Genomic DNA, 20,772 nt, shown 5'->3' on the forward strand with positions numbered 1-20,772 from the left:
CGCCCGCTGACCGACGAGCCGATGTCGGCGGTCCCGCATAGCGTGAGGGCATGCCGAAGACAGCTACGAACTTCGCCTGCACCGAGTGCGGCTGGTCCACCTCGAAGTGGGCAGGGCGCTGCGCCGAGTGCGGCGAGTGGAACACCGTGATCGAGGCGGCAGCGCCCACCGGCATCCTGCGCGCCCTGAATCCGGTCGCGATCGGCGGCGACCGGCGCGCGCGGCCGATCAATGAGATCGAGACGGATGCTGCGAGCCATTGGCCCAGCGGCATCGTCGAGTTCGATCGTGTGCTGGGCGGCGGCATCGTTCCGGGCGCGGCGATCCTGCTCTCCGGCGAGCCGGGGGTCGGCAAGTCGACGCTGCTGCTCGAGGTCGCGTCGAAGGCGGCGGCGGCCTACGACCGGGTCCTCTATGTCAGCGCGGAAGAGAGCGCGAGCCAGGTGCGGCTGCGTGCCGAGCGCACGGGTGCGCTGCATGACAACCTCTATCTGGCTGCCGAGACCGAGCTCGGGGCGATCGTCGGGCAGATCGACGCGGTGAAGCCGGGGCTCGTCATCGTCGACTCGGTGCAGACGGTCTCGAGCGAGAACGTCGGCGGGCTCGCCGGTGGCCCCGCGCGGGTACGCGAGGTCGCGGTCACGCTGATCAGGGTCGCGAAAGAGCGGAACGTGCCGGTGCTGCTCGTCGGGCACGTGACGAAAGACGGGAACGTCGCGGGGCCGCGCCTGCTCGAGCACCTGGTCGACGTGGTGTGCCAGTTCGAGGGCGATCGCCAGACGCCGCTGCGCTTCGTGCGCGCGCTCAAGAACCGGTTCGGCCCGACCGACGAGGTCGGCTGCTTCGAGATGACCGCAGACGGCATCGCCGAGGTGCCCGACCCGAGCGGCCTGTTCCTCTCGCGCTCCGTCATCCCCGTCTCGGGCACGTGCGTCACCATCGCGATGGAGGGCAGGCGGCCGCTGCCCGTCGAGGTGCAGGCACTCGTCGTCCCGACCGAAGCATCGAACCCGCGGCGCATCACGAGCGGCGTCGACCCGGCGCGCGTCGCGATGCTGATCGCCGTGCTCGACCGCCGCGGCGGCCTCGAGGCGCTGCGCAAAAGCGACGTCTATGTCTCGACGGTCGGCGGGGTGCGGGTCACCGAGCCCGCGGCCGACCTCGCCATCGCCCTCGCGATCGCGAGCGCGACGACGGGCGGAACGGTCGCGAACGAGACGGCGGCGTTCGGCGAGATCAGCCTCGCGGGCGACATCCGCCCCGCCCCCGCCGGCAAGCAGCGCACCAGCGAGGCCGGGCGGCTCGGCTTCACGACCCTCATCGATGCAGACGCCCTGCACGTGAGCGTCGCGATCCCCAAGGGGGTGAAGGCGCCGGCGGCGTAACGGGGAGACCATGGGGAGCGCTCCCCACGCCGACGCGCCCCCCGATCACGTTACGATTCCTAGGACCGCCGGAGGGGGAACGGATGCCGCACGAGATCGACGTCAGCGCGCACAGCGCGGTCGGTCGAGTGCGCTCGATCAACGAGGACTCGTTCCTCGCGAGCGATCCGCTCTTCTTCGTCGCCGACGGCATGGGTGGCCACGCGTTCGGCGACCGCGCCAGCCAGGCGGCCGTCGCCGCCTTGGCCGACCGGGTTCCGGCCGGATCTGAGCCCTCCCCCGACGATGTGCTTGAGGCTGTCGTCGACGCCAATCTGGCGGTGCGCGCGCTCTCGACCCACGGCGAGATCGGACTCGCGGTCGCGGGCACGACCCTCGCGGGCGTCGCCCGCGTGCTCACGGAGACCGGCCCCCACTGGATGGTGGTGAACGTCGGCGACTCACGCGTCTACAGCTGGGACGGGCGCGAGCTCACGCAGCTCACCGTCGACCACTCCGCCGTTCAGGAGCTCGTCGACCGCGGCGTCATCACGGAAGAGCAGGCCGCCCGGCACCCCGAGCGCAACGTCATCACCCGCGCGCTCGGCGCCGACGACGAGATCGAAGCCGATGTCTGGGTGCTGCCGTACGACCAGGTGCGCACCTTCCTGATCTGCACCGACGGCCTCACGAAGCTGCTCACGACGGAGATGATCAGCGGGATTCTGGCCGGCGACGTCGTGTTCGGCGCTGAGGCCGAGGGCACCATCGCGCAGCAGCTGGTCGAGGCCGCGGACCTCGCAGGTGGATATGACAACATCACTGCGATAGTGATTGAATCGCACGCGAGCGACGCGGGCGGCGATGCCGACCAGACGCACGAGCGGGGGCTCGGAGTGCTCGAAGAGACCAGGCCAAGGGGGTAAAGCGCGTGTTGAGGGTCCACGCGACCGCACCTGGGGGGTGGCTCACAGTCGCGATTCCCGGCACTCTGCTGCTGGTCGAGGCTGCCTCCGCGCGCCCTCTCGACCCCGACGAGCTGCTCGCTGCTCTGCACGCCGACGACGCGATTCCTGCCGCACTGGATGTGCTCACCGCAGGCGGGTTCAGCTCGATGCCCGCGTTCGCTCTGCTCGAGTACCGAGGCCAGAGCGCGCACTATGTCGTGCGCGGTGCCGTCGAGCTCGAGTTCACCGGGCCGAGCGGCCCGTGCACTGCGTCGGGCGCAGGAATCACGACGTGGACCGAGCAGCTGATCTCCGGGGTGGACGGGTTCACCGTGTCGGCGTCCGACGCGGGTGACGGCGCGGCGCTTCCGCTCGCGGACGGCGTGATCTGGGGGGACCGGGTTCGGTATCAGGCGGCGGATGCCTCGGCGACTGCTTCGGCCGAGCTGCCCCTCGCGAGCGCAGCTCGCTCGGCGGCCGGCGCGCAACGGCCCACTGGGCCGTTGCTCCAAGCGCCGGCCGCCGCTGAAGAGACCCTTCTTCCCGCTTCGATCGACGAAGAGACCGTCATCACGCCGCTTCCCGCGGTCGCTGCTGCGCAGGCGCCGGAGGACTCGACTCCGATCCCCGAGGGGACGACCGGCTACGACCACCTGTTCGGCATCACTCAGTTGAAGAGCGTCGAGTCGGCTGCGGTGCGACCGCACGGCGACGACGAAGCAGAAGCGGAACCGGTCGTCGTGGACGCGGGCGACCACGACGGCCTCACCCTGATGTCGGGCGACATCGCCGAACTCCGGAAGAAGGCGTCGGCGTCCGCCGCTGGGCGCGACGATCCAGCGGGTCGCCGCGCGGCGGACGCCGAGCAGGCTATGCCTGCGAGGGTCGGAGATTCTGCCGACCCCCAGTTCCGCATCGAGCTTCCCGACGGGCGCAGCGAACTGCTCGACCGGCCGGTCGTGGTGGGCCGCAGCCCGAGCGCGAACAAGGTGAGCGGCAGCGGCATTCCGCGGCTCGTCACGGTCGGCGCGGCCGACGCGGACATCTCGCGCAACCACGTGCGGTTCACCGTTGAGGGCGGCACCGTCGTCATCACCGACCTGCACTCGCGCAACGGAACGCTGATGTCGCTTCCCGGCCGCCCGCCGCAAAAGCTGCGCGAAGGCGAGCCGACGAGCGCACTCGCCGGCACGATCGTCGACCTCGGCGGCGGCATCCGCATCACCGTCGTCGAGTCCGGCCGGGCGGCGGATCGCTGATGCGCCGAGCGATCTCCACCCCGCCGCAGCTGCCGGGGTTCGAATACGAGAGACTGCTCGGCTCGGGCGGCTTCGCCGACGTCTTCCTCTACAAGCAGCAGCTGCCCCGGCGCGACGTCGCCGTGAAGGTGCTGCTCGCCGACGGGCTCGACGGCGAGGCGCGCAAGCGCTTCGTCGCAGAGGCGAACGTGATGGCGCAGCTCTCGACGCACCCGTACATCGTCACGATCTACCACGCCGACCTCGCCGAAGGGTCCCGCCCGTATTTCGTCATGGAGTACTGCCCGGGTGCGAGCCTTGCCGAGCGCTACAAGGCGCGGCCGCTCGATGTCGCCGACGCGCTGCGCACCGGGATCCGCGTCGGGAGTGCCGTCGCCGCGGCCCATGCGCAGGGCATCCTGCACCGCGACATCAAGCCCGCCAATGTGCTGACCAACGGCTTCGGCTGGCCGGCGCTCACCGACTTCGGCATCGCGTCGAACCTCGAGGGCGACGTGCCGTCTCACACCACCTCGCTCGGCGGCGGCGGCGAGAGCACCGCGTCGATCGGGCTGTCTGTGCCGTGGTCGCCGTCGGAGATGTTCCAGGACGACCCCGATCCCGATGTGCGCAGCGATGTGTTCTCGCTCGCGGCGACGATCCACACCGTGCTCGCCGGGCGCACGCCCTTCGAGCTGCCGGGCAAGAGCAACGGCACGCTCGACCTCATCGGGCGCATCGAGCGCGGCGCGATCACCCCCATCGGCCGTGACGACGTGCCCCGCTCGCTCGTCGCAGTGCTCAACACTGCGATGTCACCGCGGCGCGCCGACCGCTACGCGACCGCGGTCGACTTCGTGCGCGCGCTGCAGCGCATCGAGCTCGAGCTCGGGTATTCCCCGACGGGCATCGACCTGCCGAGCCTCGGCGCCGAGGCGCTCGCCCGACCGCAGAGCGAGGGCGGCGATGAGACGCGCTTCCGACCGATCGCGACGGTCGAGGCGCAATCCGGCCTGAAGGAGCCGCCGCGGCCGATCGCCCCGCCGCCCGCGGCGACCACGGTCGAAGAGCAGGCGACGCGGGTGCGCGGGATCACCCCGCTCGTCACGCCGGCCCCTGCGGCCACGGCCGCGCAGGCAGCGGCTCCGGCGGCCGAGGCGCACACGGTCGTGCGGCCGCGCACCGTCGGGGCGCAGAGCTCCCCCGGCATACCCGCGGAGGCGTCGGGCGCCGACGAGGCTGGCGCGGCCCAGCATCCGAACCCCAGGCGCCGCGGGCTGATCATCGGAATCGCGGCAGCCGCTGCTGTGGTGATCGCGGCGGCCGTGATCATCGGCGTGGTCGCGAGCCCGAAGCCGAAGCACCACTCGACAGCGACGCAGACGAGCGACTCGGGCGGCCCGCTGGTGCAGGTCGTGCCCGAGCCCAAGGCAGGTGACGTCACGCGCGACGGAGGCACGGTCACCTTCACCTGGTCGAACCCCGACCCCGCGAAGGGCGACCAGTACGTGTGGATGCTGCAGGCGACGAACCCCACGTCGGAGACGGTCGATCAGCCGAAGGCGGTGGTCACGGGTGCTGACCCCGCCTCGCAGGCGTGCATCCAGGTGCGCATTCTGCGGTCGGGCCGCACCTCGCCGAACCCGCTGACGGAGTGCACGAAGTGAACCGGCTGCGGGTCGAGTACATCGGCGAGTGGTACGAGGTCGACGAGAGCACGCCGTTCATGATCGGGCGCGAGGCCGACCTCTCGATCGACGAGAACCCCTACCTGCACCGCCACTTCCTGAGCCTGTATTCCGAGCACGGCATGTGGTGGATCGCCAACGTCGGCAACCTGCTGACCGCGACCGTCGCCGACTCCTCGGGTGCCGTGCAGGCATGGCTGGCACCCGGCGCGCGACTGCCGATCGTATTCCAGAAGCTGCATGTGATGTTCAGCGCGGGCTCCACGACCTATGACCTCATGGTTCACAGCGACGGCAACCTCTACGAGACCTCGTCGGTGATGAGCCGCGAGCTCGGCTCGACGACCGTGCTGCCGGTCACGCTCACGAGCAGTCAGAAGCTGCTGATCGTCGCGCTTGCAGAGGGAGTGCTGACCGAACGCATCGCCGGCCGCGGCTCGGTGCCGAGCTCAGCGGAAGCCGCCGCCCGGCTCGGCTGGAACCTGACCAAGTTCAACCGCAAGCTCGACAACGTCTGCGACAAGCTCGACAAGCTCGGTGTGGCCGGGCTGCGCGGCGGGCCGGGGAAGCTCGCGACGGGTCGGCGCGCGCGACTCGTCGAGTACGCGGTCGCCACCCACCTGGTCGGCCCCGAAGACCTGCCGAGCCTCGACGCCCCTCAGGATTCCGACAATGACTGACGCAGCGCGCGGCGTGTTCACGCGGCTGAAGCGGCACCGCACCCTGGCATCCGTCGCCGCCGTCGCCGTGGTCGCGGGCGTCCCGACCACCGTCGCCGTGCTGCACAAGGGCTTCCCCGTGAGCGACGTGAACCTGAACGCGGCCGACGTGTGGGTGACGAACGGCGCCAAGCTGCTCGGCGGCCGGCTCAACCACCAGATCGATGAGCTGGATGCCGCGGTGAACGGCTCCTCCGAAGACCTCGACGTTCTGCAGAACGGCTCTGCCTACTTCCTGACGGATGCCTCGAAGGGCTCCGTGCAGAAGATCGACCCCGCCTACGTGAGCCTCACCGACCAGATCACGATTCCCGACGACTCGTGGGTCGGCTACGGCGGGAACACCCTCGCGATCCTCGCCCCCGACGGGCGGCTGTGGTCGATCGACGCGAGCAACCAGCTCACCTTCAGCGCCGCGAAGACGAAGCCTGCCGCGAAGCTCGGCAAGGGCGCCGTCGCCGTCGTCGACGCGAAGGGCGAGACCTTCGCCGCGTCATCGGCCCAGGACAAGCTCGTGACCGTCGAGCACCCCGGCGCGAGGACCCAGACGACCGAGCTCGCGGTCGCGGGCAGCCCGCAGATCACCGCGGTCGGTACGACGCCCGTCATCCTCGACGACGGAGGCAAACGGCTGCGCACCCCCGACAAGGAGCTGAAGCTGCCGGGCGCAGGCCTCAGGCTGCAACAGGCGAGCGCCTCGTCGTCGAATGTGCTGGTCGCGGCATCCGATCGCCTGTATCGCGTGCCGCTCGACGGCGGTGACGCCGCCTCGATCGATGCGGGCGGCAGCGCGACCGGGTCAGTGCCGGTCGCCGGGGTGTCAGCGCCGGTGCAGCTGAAGGGCTGCGACTACGGAGCGTGGGCCGCCAGCGGGCGCTACCTCTACGCGTGCGAGGGCAAGAAGCCGATCGCGCAGAGCATCGGCGAAGTCGTCTCGGGCGACGACCTGCGCTTCCGTGTGAACCGGAACGTCATCGCGCTCAACAACGTGCAGAACGGCGACGCGTGGATCGTGTCCGAGAACATGAAGCTCGTGCGCAACTGGGAGATGCTCGAGCCCAACAACACGCAGAAGAAGCAGTCGGACACCGGCCAGGAAGTGCCGGTCGTGCAGTCCTTCCAGCAGACGCTCGCGAACCGCACGCCCGAGAACCACCGGCCAGAACCGCAGGACGACGACCTCGGCGTGCGGCCCGGGCGCACCACGATCCTGCCCGTGCTCGACAACGACCAGGACCCCGACGGTGACGTGCTCACCGTGAAGTCGACCGATGCCGTGCCCGCCTCGGCGGGCAAGCTCGACGTCATCGACGGCGGCCGCGCGCTGCAGTTCACCCCGGCGCCCGACGCCTCGAGCGCGGCGTTCAAGTACACGGTCACCGACGGCCGCCCCGGCGGCGACGCCACCGCGAACGTGCAGGTGCGCGTGCATCCGCCCGCAGAGAACGCGGCGCCCGCCGCGCAGCGCTCGAGCTCGATCGACGTCGAGGCCGGGCAGTCGATCAGCTACAACGTGCTGCAGGACTGGCGCGACCCCGACGGCGACTCGATCTTCCTGCAGAGCGCGGCGCCCACCAGCCAGGACGATGTGTCGTTCACGCCCGACGGCGACATCACCTTCACGAACACCTCGAACCAGGTCGGCACCAAGACCGTCGACTTCACCGTCTCCGACGGGGTGCTGAAGGCGCAGGGCACGCTCGAGGTGAACGTGAAGGAGAAGGGCACGCTCGCGCAGATCGCGGTGCCCGACTTCGCGCAGGCGACGGTCGGCCAGGCCACCACGATCGACCCGCTGAAGAACGACACCTCGCCGTCCGGCGACCAGCTCGTGCTCGACGACGCGACCTCGACCGACCCCTCGCTCACGCTGCGCGTCAACCAGGAGCAGGGCACCCTGTCGGTCACGGGCACCACGGTCGGCACCTATTACCTCACCTACAAGCTCGGCGCGGGCGACCGGAAGGCGGTCGACGGGCTGATCCGCGTCGACGTCGTGCAGCCGCAGGACAAGGACGCGGTGCCGCTCGCTGTCAACGACATCGCCTACGTGCACCCCGGCCAGACGACCTCGGTCACGCCGCTCGACAACGACGTCTCGCCGTCTGGCCGGGTGCTCGCGGTGCAGCAGGTGACGGGCGGGGCGGATGCCGGGGCGATCAACATCCAGCTGCTCGACAACACCCTCGTCAAGATCACCTCGCCCGGGGTCCTCGAGAAGCAGGTGCAGCTCGAGTACACCGTCAGCGACGGCGTGAAGTCGGCCAAGGGCACGATCACCGTGGTGCCGGTCGCGCCGCTCGTCAACTACCAGCCGCCGGTCGCTGTCGCCGACGCGGTCAATGTGCGCGCGGGCGACATCGCCACGGTCGACGTGCTCGACAACGACTACTCGCCCGACGACCAGCCGTTCGCCCTCGACCCGACGCTGAAGTCGACCGAGAACGCGGGCGGCACGGCGTTCGTGAGCGGCACGACCGTGCGCTACCAGGCGCCGACGAAGCCCGGGCAGTACAGCGTCACCTACTCGATCTCCGACGAGCATCAGCAGACGGCATCCGCCGATGTCATCTTCAACGTGATCCCGACCGGAACCGACCAGGCTCCCGACCCGCTCACCGTGACCGGCCGGGTGTTCGCCGGCAGCACCGTGCCGATCACCGTGCCGCTCGCCGGCACCGACCCCGACGGCGACTCGGTGTTCTTCGACGGCATCACAGACAAGCCGAGGCTCGGCGCGGTCTCCGGCACGAACGCGACCGGCTTCACCTACCGCGCAGCGGACTCGGGCGCCGGTACCGATCAGTTCCACTACCAGGTCGAGGATGCCTACGGGAAGACGGCCACCGGTGAGATCCGCATCGCCGTGATCCCTCGGCCGACCACGCTGCAGCCGCCGACCGCCGTCAACGACAAGGTCGAGGTGCGGCCGGGGAAGACCGGTTCGGTGCAGGTGCTGGCCAATGACAGCGACCCGAACGGCTACCCCCTCACGCTCGAGAAGAAGCTCGATCAGGTCGACCCGGCGCTCACCGACGTGAAGGTCGACGGCTCGGCCGTGCTGTTCACCGCGCCGAACGACGAGGGCGTCTACACGCTGCACTACAACGTCAACAACGGCCACGGCGGCCGCGCTGCTGCCTATGTGCAGGTCACCGTCTCGAAGACCGCGAAGCCGCGCTACCCGACCGCCGTCGACCACTACATCCCCGCCGCGCAGGCGCAGCAGAAGGCCTCGGTCACGGTCGACGCGCTCGACGGCGCCACGAACCCGTCTGGCGCGGTCGCCGACCTCACGGTGCAGGCCACCGGCGAGAACGCGAAGCTCGCCGCCGTCGGCGACGACGGCGCGGTGACGGTGAAGACGCAGCCACAGCGCACGATCATCCCGTATCAGGTCACCGACCCGGCGACGAAGCTGACCGGTGAGGCGTTCATCGTGATCCCGCCGCGCGGCATCAAGACCACGCCGCCTCCGAACGAGAACCAGAACGCGGTGTCGCGCAAGGTGACCGACGCCCCGCGCATCAAGCCGGGGCTCGGCGAGCAGGTCGTCGAGATGAACGGGTCGAAGTCGTTCTCGTTCGGCGCGATCCTCGACGTGCCGTCCGGCCGCCCGGCCACCCTGTCCGGCACGCCGACGAGCGACCACGGCAGCGTCTCGGGCTCCGGCTCGTCGTTCACCTTCAAGCCGGCGAAGGACTATCGCGGCCCGGCATCCGTCACCTTCAATGTCGACGACGGGAAGGAAGACGGCGCCACGACCGACCGGATCACGACGCTCGTGCTGCCCATCACCGTGGGGTCGAAGGACCAGTCCGACGTGCCGCCGACGTTCACCACGCCGAAGGAACAGATCGAGCCGGGCGAGGCCGCGAAGAAGGTCGACCTGCGCGCGGCGAGCTATCACCCCAACCCGCAGATCCTCGCGAGCCTCCAGTACACCGACCTCCAGTCGCTCAGCGTGAACGGCGTGACCGCGTCGCTCAGCGGCTCGACGCTGTCGGTGCAGGCGCCGGTGACGCAGAAGCCGGGGACGACCGCTGTCTTCCGGTTCACGATAAAGTCGGCGAACTTCTCGATCCCCGGCGAGGTCGACGTCACCGTGACGAGCTCGACCCGGCCGCTCGCGCAGCAGAAGGACGCACCGCAGACGCTCAGCATGCAGCGCGGCAAGGCGGCCATGACCTACTCGGACATCGTCGGCACCAAAGACTGGATCAACCCGTTCCCCGACACGCCGCTGACGATCACGAAGGCTGCGCTGGTGAGCGGCCCGAAGGGGGTGTCGATCAGCTCGACGTCGAACTCGATCACCGTCAATGCGGCGAGCGCCGCCCCTCCGGGAAAGGTCAACATCACCTACGAGGTGGTCGACGCCACGAAGGACCCTGCTCGCACCCAGCAGGTGATCGGCCAGCTGCAGGTGACGATCCACGACGTCCCGGACGCGCCGTCGGCGCCGTCGGTCAGCGCATCCACAACCTCAGACGGCCAAACGAAGGTGACCTTCAAGGCTCCGGCGAGCAACAACGGCTTCGCGGTGACGAAGTACGAGATCGTCTCGAGCCCGGCCACCAGGACACTTACCGAGACCGCACCCGGCACATACAGCTTCACGGGCCTGACCAACGGCACCGCGTACAGCTTCACCGTGAAGGCGTACAACGCAGACGGTCCGTCGGCGCCGTCGACCGCGAGCACGAAGGTCACGCCCTACGGCACGCCTTCCGCCCCCTCCTCCGCCAACATCACCGCGAGCGGTACCGCGCCGGCGACGCTCTCACTGAAGTGGGCGGCGGTGACGGGAGCAGGCATCGGCGGCAAGTCGGTGACCTACAACCTCGCCCTCAACGGCAAGTCGATCGCCACCGGCGTCAAGGCCACGTCCTACTCCGTCGCCAACAAGGGCGTGGGGACGTACTCGTTCACGGTCGTCGCGGTGAATGAAGGCGGCGTGAAGTCAGGGGCGAGACAGTCCAACTCGGTCACCGTCAAGAAGCCCGACCCGAGCGTCACCGTGTCGCCCAACAAGTCGGCGGGCGTGGTCTGGGACTCCGGCTGCAACATCGGCGGCTGCTATTACTACCACGTCGCGGTCGCGAACTTCGACCCGGGCACCTACACAGTGCAGTACTACTGCGACGGCAGCGGCCCCGACGTCTGGACCGACTCGATCTCCGTCGGCGCGAGCGGCAGCGCGTCCCTGAACAGCAACGACGGCGCCAACAAGGGCCGCTGCGGCTTCGACAACTCGTGGGCCGTCGTCGGCGGCGTTGAGAGCAACCACGCCAACTTCCATCCCTGATCAGAATGAGGACCTCACCATGCCCGTAAGCCAGGAGCAGGCCGACTGGTTCGCCGACGCCGTCGCGCAGCTGATCGCCAACCTCGATCAGGCGATCCTCGGCAAGCACGAGGTCATCAAGCTCGTCGTGACGAGCATGCTGACCGGTGGCCACGTGCTGCTCGAGGACGTGCCGGGCACCGGCAAGACGGTGCTCGCCAAGTCGCTCGCGAACAGCATCGAGGGCTCGCAGTCGCGCATCCAGTTCACGCCGGACCTGCTGCCCTCCGACGTGACGGGCGTCACCATCTACGACCAGTCGAGCGGGTCGTTCCAGTTCCATCCCGGCCCTGTGTTCGCCTCGGTCGTGCTCGCCGACGAGATCAACCGCGCGAGCCCGAAGACGCAGTCGGCGCTGCTCGAGGTGATGGAGGAGGGCGTCGTGACCGTCGACGGCACCCCGCACCCCGTCGGCACGCCGTTTATGGTGATCGCGACGCAGAATCCCGTCGAGCAGGCCGGCACCTACTCGTTGCCCGAGGCGCAGCTCGACCGCTTCCTCATCAAGACGAGCCTCGGCTACCCCGACCGGCAGACCACGGTGAACCTGCTGCTCGACTCGCAGAACCGCACCCGCTCCGACGCGGTGAAGCCGATCATCCAGGCATCCGTCATCGCCTCGATGACCCAGCTCGCGGCAGAGGTGCACGCGGACGCCGCGGTCATGACCTACCTGAGCGACATCGTCGAGCGCACCCGTCAGGACTCGGATGCGTCGCTCGGCGTCTCGATCCGCGGCGCCCTCGCGCTCGCCCGCGCCGCGAAGGTCTGGGCACTCACCGACCGGCGCAGCTACGTCACGCCCGACGACATCCAGGAGCTCGCGGTGCCCGTGCTCGCCCACCGCATCATCCTCGACCCCGAGGCCGAGTTCACCGGTGTGACCGGGGCGAACGTCGTCGAGCGGGCGCTCGCGGCCGTCGCGCCCCCGACCACGCGAGTCGCCTGAGCGATGAGCGTCGCCGACACCTTCACCTCGCGTCTTGCGTCGCTCTCGACGCGCTCGATGCGCTACATCGAGCCCGTCACGCGCGCGGCGGCGCCGGTCGCGCGCGCCAGCCGTACGGCAGCGGGCGCGGTGCCGATGCCCGGGCGCATTGTGATCGGCGGTGCGATCGGATGCCTGATCGCCGGCTTCCTCCTCCACTGGTCCGAGCTCGTGTTCATCGGCGCGACGCTGGCCGCCGCCCTGGCGATCGCCTCGGTGTATGCGATCGGCCGCACCACCTACGCGGTGACCGTCGAGCTCAACCCTCGCCGGGTCGTCGTCGGCGGGCGGGCGCTCGGGCGCATCGGTGTCACGAATTCGGGAACCCGGCCCGTGTTCGGCAGCCGCATCGAGCTGCCGGTCGGCGTCGCCAACGCCGAGTTCCAGGTGCCGCGGCTCGCCCCCGGGCAGGAGCACGAGGACCTGTTCGCCGTGCCGACGCAGCGGCGCGCCCTGATCCTTGCCGGGCCGGCCACCTCGGTGCGCGGCGACCAGCTGGGGCTGCTGCGCCGCACCCAGAACTGGACCGACCGCATCGAGCTGTTCGTGCACCCCGTCACCACGCGGCTGAAGGCATCCGCTCAGGGCCTCGTGCGCGACCTCGAGGGGCAGCCGACCAAGACCATCACCAACAGCGACCTCGCATTCCACGCGCTGCGGCCGTACGAGCAGGGCGACTCGATGCGCAATGTGCACTGGCGCACCTCAGCGCGCACCGGTCAGCTGATGGTGCGGCAGTACCAGGAGACCCGACGCTCGCAGATGCTGCTCGTGCTGGGCGCCGACGCCGCGCACTATGCGAGCGGCGACGAGTTCGAGCTGGCGGTGTCCGTACTGGCATCCGTCGGCCTGCATGTCATCGGCGAAGAGAGCCAGATCACCGCAGGGTGGGACGGCGGGGTGCTGCACACGGGCTCGCCGGTCTCGCTGCTCGACGACTCGTGCCGCGTCGACCCGGTCAGGCGCGGCGCGAAGCCGCTGCGCGAGGTGGTCCGCGCCCTCGCGGCGCGCCGCGCGCAGCCGAGCGTCGTGCTGCTCGTGGTCGGCTCGCAGACGCCCGCTGCCGAGTTGCGGGCCGTCGCGACGCTGTTCAATCACGACACCGTGTTCACTGCGGTGCGAGCCGACCTCGGCGGCGAAGCCGTCATGCGCCGCTCCGGCCCCGTGACCGTCGCGTCGATCGCCGCTCTGCGTGAGCTGCCGCTCATGCTGTCGCGTCTGGGGACCCGCCAATGAGCCGCCGGTTGCTCATCGAGCTCGGCGTGGTCGCCGCCCTCGTCGCGCTCGCCGCCCTCGGCTTCCAGCCGATGTACGGCGGAGCGGTGTTCGCGCTTCCCGTGTTCGGCGGCCTCGTCGTCGGACTCGGGTCGATCGTGCTGGCCCGCCGGCTGAATCAGACGCTGATCACGGGCGTTGTGATCGCGATCGCCGCATACGTCCTTTTCGGCAGTGCGCTGGCGATGCCGACGGCCGCAACCTTCGGTGTGCTGCCGAACCTCGAGACGCTTGACGGCCTCGTACGCGGTGCGGTCTTCGGCTGGTCCGACGCCGTCACCCTCACGGTTCCGCTCGAGGCGCCTCCGTACATTCCCGTTCTGGCATATTTCGCGACCTGGGCGTGCGCCGTGATCACGGGCGCGATCGTCGCCTACTGGCCGGTGCGGCAGGGTTCGGGCTCGGCGCTGCGGCGCGTCGTCGCGACGGCGGTGCCACTCGCTCTGCTGATCGCCACCATTGTGCTCGGCACGCACCTCACGTTCCTCGCGGGCGCGCGGGGCGTGCTGTTCACGGCGATCGCACTGGTCTGGGTCTGCTCGCGCGCCGGGTCGGATGCCGCGGCGAACGTCGCGTCACGCAGCGCCGCCGCGCGCCGCAGGCTCATCGGCGTCGGCACCGTCGTGCTCGGAGCGCTCATCGCGGGAAGCCTCGTCGGCGCGGTCGTGCAGCCGGCGACGGCGAAGCGCGTGGTCGCCCGCGACGAGATCGTGCCGCCGTTCGACCCGCTCGACTACCCGAGCCCGCTCGCTGCGTTCCGGCACTATGTCAACGACCAGACCAAGACGACGCTGTTCACGGAAGACGGGCTCACGCCCGGCTCGTACGTGCGCATCGCCACGATGGACAGCTGGGACGGCGTGGTCTGGAACGTGTCGCGCGACGCGGGCACCGCTGACGGCTCCGGCGCCTTCCGGCTGCTCGGCACCGATCTGCCGCAGCCGAAGCTGTTCACCCCGGGCGCGACCACGAAGGCGAACATCACGATCAAAGGCTATTCCGGCGTCTGGCTGCCCGACGCCAGCTACCCGACGGGGCTGTCGCTCGAAGGGCCCGACGCGTCCAAGCTCTCGCAGAATCTGCGCGTCAACACCGAGACCGGCACGGTCGCGCTGACCTCAGGGGTGAAGTCGGGCCTCAGCTACGACCTCGACGTCACAGCGCTCGAGGTGCCGAACGACAAAGCGCTCGCCGCCATCCCCGCGGCGCGCGTCGACGCGCCGACCATGGCGAGCGTCCCCGACGTCGTCGCGAGCACCGCCAAGCAGTACGCGGGCGGCGCGACGACCGCACTGCAGACCCTGGACAACCTGCAGAAGTCCCTCGTCAACCAGGGCTACCTGAGCCACGGCCGCGCGAGCGACCCGGTGCCCTCCCGAGCGGGTGAGGGCGCCGACCGCGTCGAGCAGCTGCTCACCCAGTCGCCGATGGTCGGCGACCAGGAGCAGTACGTCACCGCGTTCGCGCTCATGGCGCACTCGCTCGGCTATCCCGTGCGGGTCGTGCTCGGCGCCAAGGTTCCGAAGAAGGCCGGCCTGGTGCCAGTCACGGGTAACGATGTCACCGCCTGGGACGAAGTGGCATTCGAGGGCGTCGGCTGGGTTCCGTTCTTCCCGACGCCGACGAAGACGGACGCCCCGAAGGACCAGACCGTCAAGCCGAAGATCATCCCCCAGCCCCAGGTGCGCCAGCCTCCGCGCGATCACCCGAAGGACGACCAGCTGCTCACCCCGGTGCAGACCAAGGACCAGGACAAGAAGAAGACCCAGGACGGCCTTCAGATCCCCGCGTGGGCGTATTGGGCGGGCGGCAGCCTGCTCCTGCTGCTCGCGATCGTCTTCCTGCCTCTGCTCGTCGTGTGGCTGCTGCGCAAGCGGCGGCGCAGAAAGCGCGCGGGCGGCCCGGTCGACCGGCGAGCGGCCGGTGCATGGGCAGAGCTGGCGAGCGGATTCCGCGAGCTGGGCCTCGACCGCCCCGGCCACGTCGCCACCCGCACGCAACTCGTGCGCCACTACGAGACGTCGGGCGACGCATCGGGCGTCGCCGTCCAGCCCGGCGTCCTCGGACCGCTCGCGCGCCGCGTCGACCATGCCGTGTTCTCGGCCGGCCAGCTCGCCGACGAGACGGCCGACGCGCTCTGGAAGGACGTCGACGGCGTTCTGACGCACGCCCGCGGCGGTCTCGGCTGGGTGCGCCGCAGGCTCTCCGACTACCGTTACAGCCGAAGCTAGGGGGCCGCGATGTCTGACGACGGATACATCACGCCGCCTCCTGGGCTGCTGCCGCCACCGCGCGAGCCCGACGGCGCTCCGCAGCGCGAGCAGGTGCCGGCCGCGCCTGGCGGCATGCCGTTCTTCACCCCCAGCCCGGGCCCCGGGCACACGACAGGGCCGACAATCCCGAGCTTCCGGCCGTCCGGGCCGATACCCGCCCCTGCGGCACCGCCTGCTCCGCCCGCCCGGGTGCCCGCGCCGCCGCCGGCGCCTCCGATCGAGCCGGCGGCGGTGACGGAGCAGACGCCGCAGGTGACGCGCCCCGACTCGGTGCCCGGCCCGACCTGGTCGCTCGTGCTCACCGATGGGTCGGCCCTGCCTCTAGCCGGGGCGACCTTCGTGGGCCGGAATCCGACCGTCACCGCCGCCGCCCCGGGCGCCACGCTGCTGCCGCTCGCCGACCCCGCCAAGTCGCTGTCGAAGACCCACGCGCTGCTCGTGCCCGAGCTCGACTACCTGATGGTCACCGACCTGCACTCGACGAACGGTCTCGCGGTGATCGCACCGGGCGGCGCAGTGACCGTGCTCGAGCCAGGGCGCACCTCGCCGGTCGGGTCGGGCTCGCAGCTGCAGCTCGGCTCCTTCACCGTGACGGTCACGCGTAGCTGAGGCATCCGCTCAAACGAAAGCGGGACCGGTATGAACCGGTCCCGCTTTCGTGACTGCGATCAGCCGCCGATGCCCTGGGCGAGCTGCTGGTCGACGTTCTGCAGTGCGTCGGCCGCCTTGGTCAGGAACTGCGACATACCGTCGAGGCCGTTGACCGCCTGCGTGGTGCCCTTGGTGAACTGCTCGTACGAGCTGTGGAAGGCGCCCGACGCGGTGTCGGTCACGAAGCCGCCGCTGACGAGGTTGTTGACGAGGGCCTGGAGCTCGTGCAGCTTCGCGGTGATGTCGTCCTTGCCAGCGGTGAGACGCTGGGCGGCCGAGGTCATGTCGCCGTAGGTGACGTTCAAGTTAGCCATGAGTGGTACTCCCCTGTTGGTTGTCGGCAAGCCCGCGCCACCGAACGGTGTTGTCCGTGAGCGACGGCCCCCTGGCCGACCGGCTTGTTGACATCTAAGTTAGCCAACGCACCAGAAGGTGGGAACGGGGAGCACTCCCCATGCCGGCCGGGGCGGATGCCGATCGGCGCCCTAATCATCCTTGTCGGGTGCCTGAACCCTGCCTGCCGCGTCGAGCTTGACGAAGGTGGGCAGCTCGCCGTCCTCCCCGAACACCTGAAGCCGGCGCCAGCCGGCCCTCAGCCGGCCGACCGCGAGCACTCCGAAAGCGGCGGCGAAGATCACGACGACGCCGATTCCGACGGGGTTGTGCAGCGGCCAGCGGAACAGGAACACGAGCAGGAATTCGACGTAGCTGAGACACACCAGCCCGAGATAGCTCTGGAAGTTGATGATCCACGCCCGGGCGTTCACCCGCGTCGCCCAGAGGCTGTATGGGGTGTGCCGTCTCGGCAGCAGCGAAATCGCCACGCCGGTGACGGCTGCGCCGGGGCCACCTGCGGTGTCGTAGCGCAGATTGGTCCCTGTCAGCTTCTCGTGGCGGAACGACGGCCGCATGGAGCGCGAGAGGGCCAGCGCCGCGAGCAGGAACGGGCCGAGGGCCATGCCGACGATGGTCAGGGCGAGCCCCCACGTGAGCGGCAGCACGAGCGCGAACACGACGATCGCCGCGAAGGCCTCCTTCGGGTCGCCTGCCAGGTCGGTCGTCAGCCGGGGCCATGCGCTGAGCGGCCCCTCCGGAACCACGAACCAGCACAGCGCGAGCGCTGCAGCGATCAGCAGGATGACGAACCATGCGACCGTGACCAGCGCGTAGCCGAAGGGGCGGAGCGCAACAGCCAGCGGCGATACGCGCGGTCGCGACGAGGCGTCGCGGCCGGCCGCGACGTTATCGCTGCTCGACATCGGTCTCGGCCTCGGTCTCGATGAGCCGCACCCACTCCAGGGAGCCCATCACAGAGTCGAACAGCTCGATGAACAGCTCTGGCTCCGGCGCCATCGGCAACGACACGTGCGTGGCGAGCACGGCGTTCCCGCTCGGCGCGGGCGCCCAGTAGTCGATGTCGAGCGATGGCGTCTCGTGCTCGGTGTACCGTTGCACGCCGGGAACCGCCGTGCGGGCAGCCGGCCCCGAAACAGTCTCGATCGGCGTGCTTCCGTGGAACGCCGCATCCAGCCGCTGCGCCGGGTCGTCGATGCCGGCGCAGTCGACCGGCCATACGTCGAGGCGGGACATCATCGCGCCGCTGAACGGGATGCCGGGCAGGAGTTCCGTGGCGACTGCGAACGCGATCGCGCCTGCGGCCTCCGCGTCCTTCGCGGACTTCGTGAGCTCGTCGCGCAGCTGGCGCCGGCGGCTCGCGAGCCGGTCGTTCCTGCCGACCTGCTTCCTCACCAGTGCCTGGATCCGCCGCGCACGGTCTTCTCGATCGGCGATCGGGATCCAGTTCCATGAGCCAGGGAGGACGACGCTGAAGACTCTGTCGTCCGACAGCATCCGCCTCACCTGCATGCCGGTCACTTGCCCAGGACGACGGTCAACGTGGTCAGGTAGTTCGTGGTGACCTCGACGAAGTCGGCGAAGTCCGCCAGGTCCTGAGTCGAGAACACGATCTCGAAGTCCTCCGACGACTGCGGCGGGAACACGCGGTAGACGGCGCGGGCCTCGCTGTGCGGCACTTCCTCGCCCCCCGGCGCGTAGGTGATGAGGTAGTAGGCGCAGGCCATCGGACCCGCGTCGACCTCGGCCGTCCAGCTGCGGACGACGTCATAGGACTGTTCGATGGTGCCATCGGCCTCTTCGGCGGCGAGCACGGCCGCGTAGCTCTCCGGGCCCGCGTCGTGGCGCGGCCGGATGGCCATGGTGAGAGTGCACCTGACGTGGTCAGGCGCGGTCTCGGGGATCCAGACCAACGACTGGGAGCCGAGCTCGTCCAGTTCGGCGACGCGCGACTGGATGACACCGAGCTGGTACTCGAGCGGCTCGCGCTGTGCGGCGGTCAGGCCGAGAGCGCCCGCCACGCTCGCCGGCCAGTCCTGCGAACCGGCATCGACACCCTGCCAGCCCGGGTCCAGTCCCATGTCGAAGTCTGCGATCGGCCGCGGTCTCGCTTTGCCGAACAGTGCCATGTCTCTCCTTCGATCAGCCCGACCACTTCCAGTCGTCGTGCACGAGCTTCGGTACGGTCGTCACCAGGTCTCGGGTCGGTCCGAACGTGGTGCCTGTGACTTTACCCAGCGGGTCACTGATCAGCGAAGGCACCGCGTTCGGCTTCCCGAAGGCGTCGACGCCGAACATCTCGTTCCCCTCGTAGAGCGAAAGCGCGAGCGCGGGCTTGACGAACTGCGGGGAATGCAGCAGCTCAGGATTCTTGGCGACGAGCCGAGCGATCTGCACGTAGTCATCGCTGAGACCGGCGATCACTCGCGGGTTCGGGATGACGCCCTTGATCCACGCCTGCTTCACTGCGTCACCGACCGACGTCGGCCTGAGCTTGGCGATGTCGGCCATGGAGAGCTTCGGCTGGAACTTCGCCAGGGAGTCCTTGAACATGCTCCTGGTCCATGCCTTGCTGAACATCTTCACTCGCGAGGTCGACGAGGGGCGCAGCTTCCCTGCGATCGTCTCGCCCTCGCGAACGTTGAGGATGCTGCGCATGCTGCGCATCTCGGACACCTTGTCGGCGGTCCGCTCGAGCTTGCCGACCCGCGACACGTTCTTGATGATCGCGACCGACTTCAGGCCCTTCGCGATGCGCGCGAAGGCGGCGGCGCCGACGAAGCTGAGCACCACCCCGCCCGCCGCGAGCAGCACGTCCCACCAGCTGCCGTCGCCCTGGATCACATTGACGATGGAGTCGATCAGATCGAGCAGCGCACCGATGGCTGCGAGCACGAGCAGCGCTTGCCCCAGGAACGGGACCCAGGCCAGAAAGATGGCCAGGATGCCGGCCCACTTGCACACCGCTTTGAACGCCGTGTACAGATCGGAGCCCCAGTTGTCCCACCAGCTGTCCTTGAGACCGTGGTTCGACGGTCCGTTGACGACGTCGTCGATCGCACCGGCCGCGGTGCGCGCTGCCGCATTCTTGCGGTCCACGGCGTCATGCCATCTGGCCTTGGCTGCGTCGAGGGCGTGACTCGCGGCGCTGGCGGCGTCGTCTGCCCTGTCCGCCGCCGTGGCGGCAGCCGCCTTGTCTGCGTCTGCAGCAGAATCGGCCGCCTGATGCGCCGTCGCTGCCGCGCGGTCGGCCTGATCCGCGTCGCCCTGCTGCTGCGCGATGTCGGCGATCGCCGCGTTCGCGTCCTGCTGCGCCTGATCCAGCGCGCCAGCATAGACGGAGAGCGCCTGCGCGGTCTTGTCGTAACGGTCGTATGCCTTCGAGATGTCGTCGGCGACATCCTCCGACTTGTCCTTGAGCGCGTCGATGGCCGTGCTGCGCATCCGCTCGTTCGTGATCGCGGTCAGGGTCTGCACGGCCTGGGCGATGTCTCGTGCAACCTGCTCGTAATGGGCTGCCTGCTGCCGGAGATAGCCGGGGTCGCCGGTCAGCGGCTGGAACTCTGTGTCGGCCATCTCGCCGGCTAGCTCTTCACCCGGGGCGCGGCTGCGGGGCCGGCATCCGCACTCGTCTGCAATGCCCTGGCAAGGCCGGCGTCGACCTGCGTGAAACCGTCAGAGATCGCTTTCACCTGGTCGCGAAGCGCCGTGACGTTGCCGTTCATCTTCTCCCGCTTGTCGTTCCACGAGTGCGCGAAGTCGCGGACCTTGCCGCCGAGGTCGTCGTGGCCCGTCGCATCCGCAAGCGAATCGCTCAGCTTGTCGGCGCCCTCGAACTCTCTGGCCACCGCGCTCAGTTCGTCATAGAGCGCTCTGAGTCTCTGCAGATCGAGCTGAAGATCGTGTCCCATTGCGTCCCCCATGTCAC

16 protein-coding genes are annotated in these 20,772 nt (G+C 69.6%); 10 read left to right on the forward strand and 6 right to left on the reverse strand.

Annotation, left to right across the window (positions count from 1 at the left end; genetic code table 11):
* Positions 1-50 precede the first annotated feature (50 nt).
* The 10 genes from radA (at position 51) to D7I44_RS18395 (ending at position 16,448) form a co-directional block, all read left to right on the forward strand.
* A complete protein-coding gene (gene radA / locus D7I44_RS05650; protein WP_120788593.1) occupies positions 51-1,385 on the forward strand; it encodes a DNA repair protein RadA in 1,335 nt (444 codons plus the stop codon).
* Between the two features lie 83 nt (positions 1,386-1,468).
* Complete coding sequence (locus tag D7I44_RS05655) at positions 1,469-2,290, forward strand: PP2C family protein-serine/threonine phosphatase (RefSeq protein ID WP_120788594.1); 822 nt, start codon at positions 1,469-1,471, stop codon at positions 2,288-2,290.
* Positions 2,291-2,295: 5 nt separating this feature from the next.
* Complete coding sequence (locus D7I44_RS05660; protein WP_120788595.1) at positions 2,296-3,570, forward strand: FHA domain-containing protein; 1,275 nt, start codon at positions 2,296-2,298, stop codon at positions 3,568-3,570.
* On the forward strand, positions 3,570-5,216 hold the full coding sequence (locus D7I44_RS05665; RefSeq protein ID WP_120788596.1) for a serine/threonine-protein kinase: 1,647 nt from the start codon (positions 3,570-3,572) through the stop codon (positions 5,214-5,216). Before D7I44_RS05660 ends, D7I44_RS05665 begins: the two co-directional genes overlap by 1 nt.
* A complete protein-coding gene (locus tag D7I44_RS05670; RefSeq protein ID WP_162940075.1) occupies positions 5,204-5,917 on the forward strand; it encodes an FHA domain-containing protein in 714 nt (237 codons plus the stop codon). The genes D7I44_RS05665 and D7I44_RS05670 overlap by 13 nt, the downstream gene beginning before the upstream one ends.
* Entirely contained in the window at positions 5,910-11,264 is a 5,355-nt protein-coding gene (locus D7I44_RS05675; protein ID WP_120788597.1) for an Ig-like domain-containing protein, read from the forward strand. The genes D7I44_RS05670 and D7I44_RS05675 overlap by 8 nt, the downstream gene beginning before the upstream one ends.
* Before the next feature lie 19 nt (positions 11,265-11,283).
* Positions 11,284-12,252, forward strand: coding sequence for an AAA family ATPase (locus tag D7I44_RS05680; RefSeq protein WP_120788598.1), 969 nt, complete (start codon positions 11,284-11,286; stop codon positions 12,250-12,252).
* A 3-nt stretch (positions 12,253-12,255) separates the two neighbouring features.
* Positions 12,256-13,527: a DUF58 domain-containing protein gene (locus D7I44_RS05685; RefSeq protein WP_120788599.1), complete on the forward strand. Its 1,272-nt coding sequence runs from the start codon at positions 12,256-12,258 to the stop codon at positions 13,525-13,527.
* On the forward strand, positions 13,524-15,797 hold the full coding sequence (locus D7I44_RS05690; protein WP_120788600.1) for a transglutaminase domain-containing protein: 2,274 nt from the start codon (positions 13,524-13,526) through the stop codon (positions 15,795-15,797). Before D7I44_RS05685 ends, D7I44_RS05690 begins: the two co-directional genes overlap by 4 nt.
* Positions 15,798-15,806: 9 nt before the next feature.
* Complete coding sequence (locus D7I44_RS18395; RefSeq protein WP_120788601.1) at positions 15,807-16,448, forward strand: FHA domain-containing protein; 642 nt, start codon at positions 15,807-15,809, stop codon at positions 16,446-16,448.
* A 59-nt stretch (positions 16,449-16,507) separates the two neighbouring features.
* On the opposite strand, the gene D7I44_RS05700 is transcribed toward D7I44_RS18395, so the two are convergent.
* The 6 genes from D7I44_RS05700 to D7I44_RS05725 all read right to left on the reverse strand — a co-directional run bounded on the left by D7I44_RS05700 (position 16,508) and on the right by D7I44_RS05725 (position 20,755).
* A complete protein-coding gene (locus D7I44_RS05700; protein WP_120788602.1) occupies positions 16,508-16,804 on the reverse strand; it encodes a WXG100 family type VII secretion target in 297 nt (98 codons plus the stop codon).
* A gap of 171 nt (positions 16,805-16,975) precedes the next feature.
* Positions 16,976-17,749 carry a hypothetical protein gene (locus tag D7I44_RS05705; RefSeq protein ID WP_120788603.1) on the reverse strand — a complete coding sequence of 258 codons (774 nt, stop codon included), beginning with the start codon at positions 17,747-17,749 and terminating at the stop codon, positions 16,976-16,978.
* Positions 17,733-18,365 carry a hypothetical protein gene (locus D7I44_RS05710; protein ID WP_162940077.1) on the reverse strand — a complete coding sequence of 211 codons (633 nt, stop codon included), beginning with the start codon at positions 18,363-18,365 and terminating at the stop codon, positions 17,733-17,735. Before D7I44_RS05710 ends, D7I44_RS05705 begins: the two co-directional genes overlap by 17 nt.
* Positions 18,362-18,973 (reverse strand): hypothetical protein, encoded by a 612-nt coding sequence (locus D7I44_RS05715; RefSeq protein WP_120788605.1) that lies wholly within the window; start codon positions 18,971-18,973, stop codon positions 18,362-18,364. Before D7I44_RS05715 ends, D7I44_RS05710 begins: the two co-directional genes overlap by 4 nt.
* Positions 18,974-18,986: 13 nt before the next feature.
* Positions 18,987-20,420: a WXG100 family type VII secretion target gene (locus D7I44_RS05720; protein WP_120788606.1), complete on the reverse strand. Its 1,434-nt coding sequence runs from the start codon at positions 20,418-20,420 to the stop codon at positions 18,987-18,989.
* A gap of 8 nt (positions 20,421-20,428) precedes the next feature.
* Complete coding sequence (locus D7I44_RS05725) at positions 20,429-20,755, reverse strand: hypothetical protein (protein WP_120788607.1); 327 nt, start codon at positions 20,753-20,755, stop codon at positions 20,429-20,431.
* Positions 20,756-20,772 lie beyond the last annotated feature (17 nt).

The organism is Gryllotalpicola protaetiae (genome assembly GCF_003627055.1).
GTDB classification, from domain to species: Bacteria; Actinomycetota; Actinomycetes; order Actinomycetales; family Microbacteriaceae; genus Gryllotalpicola; species Gryllotalpicola protaetiae.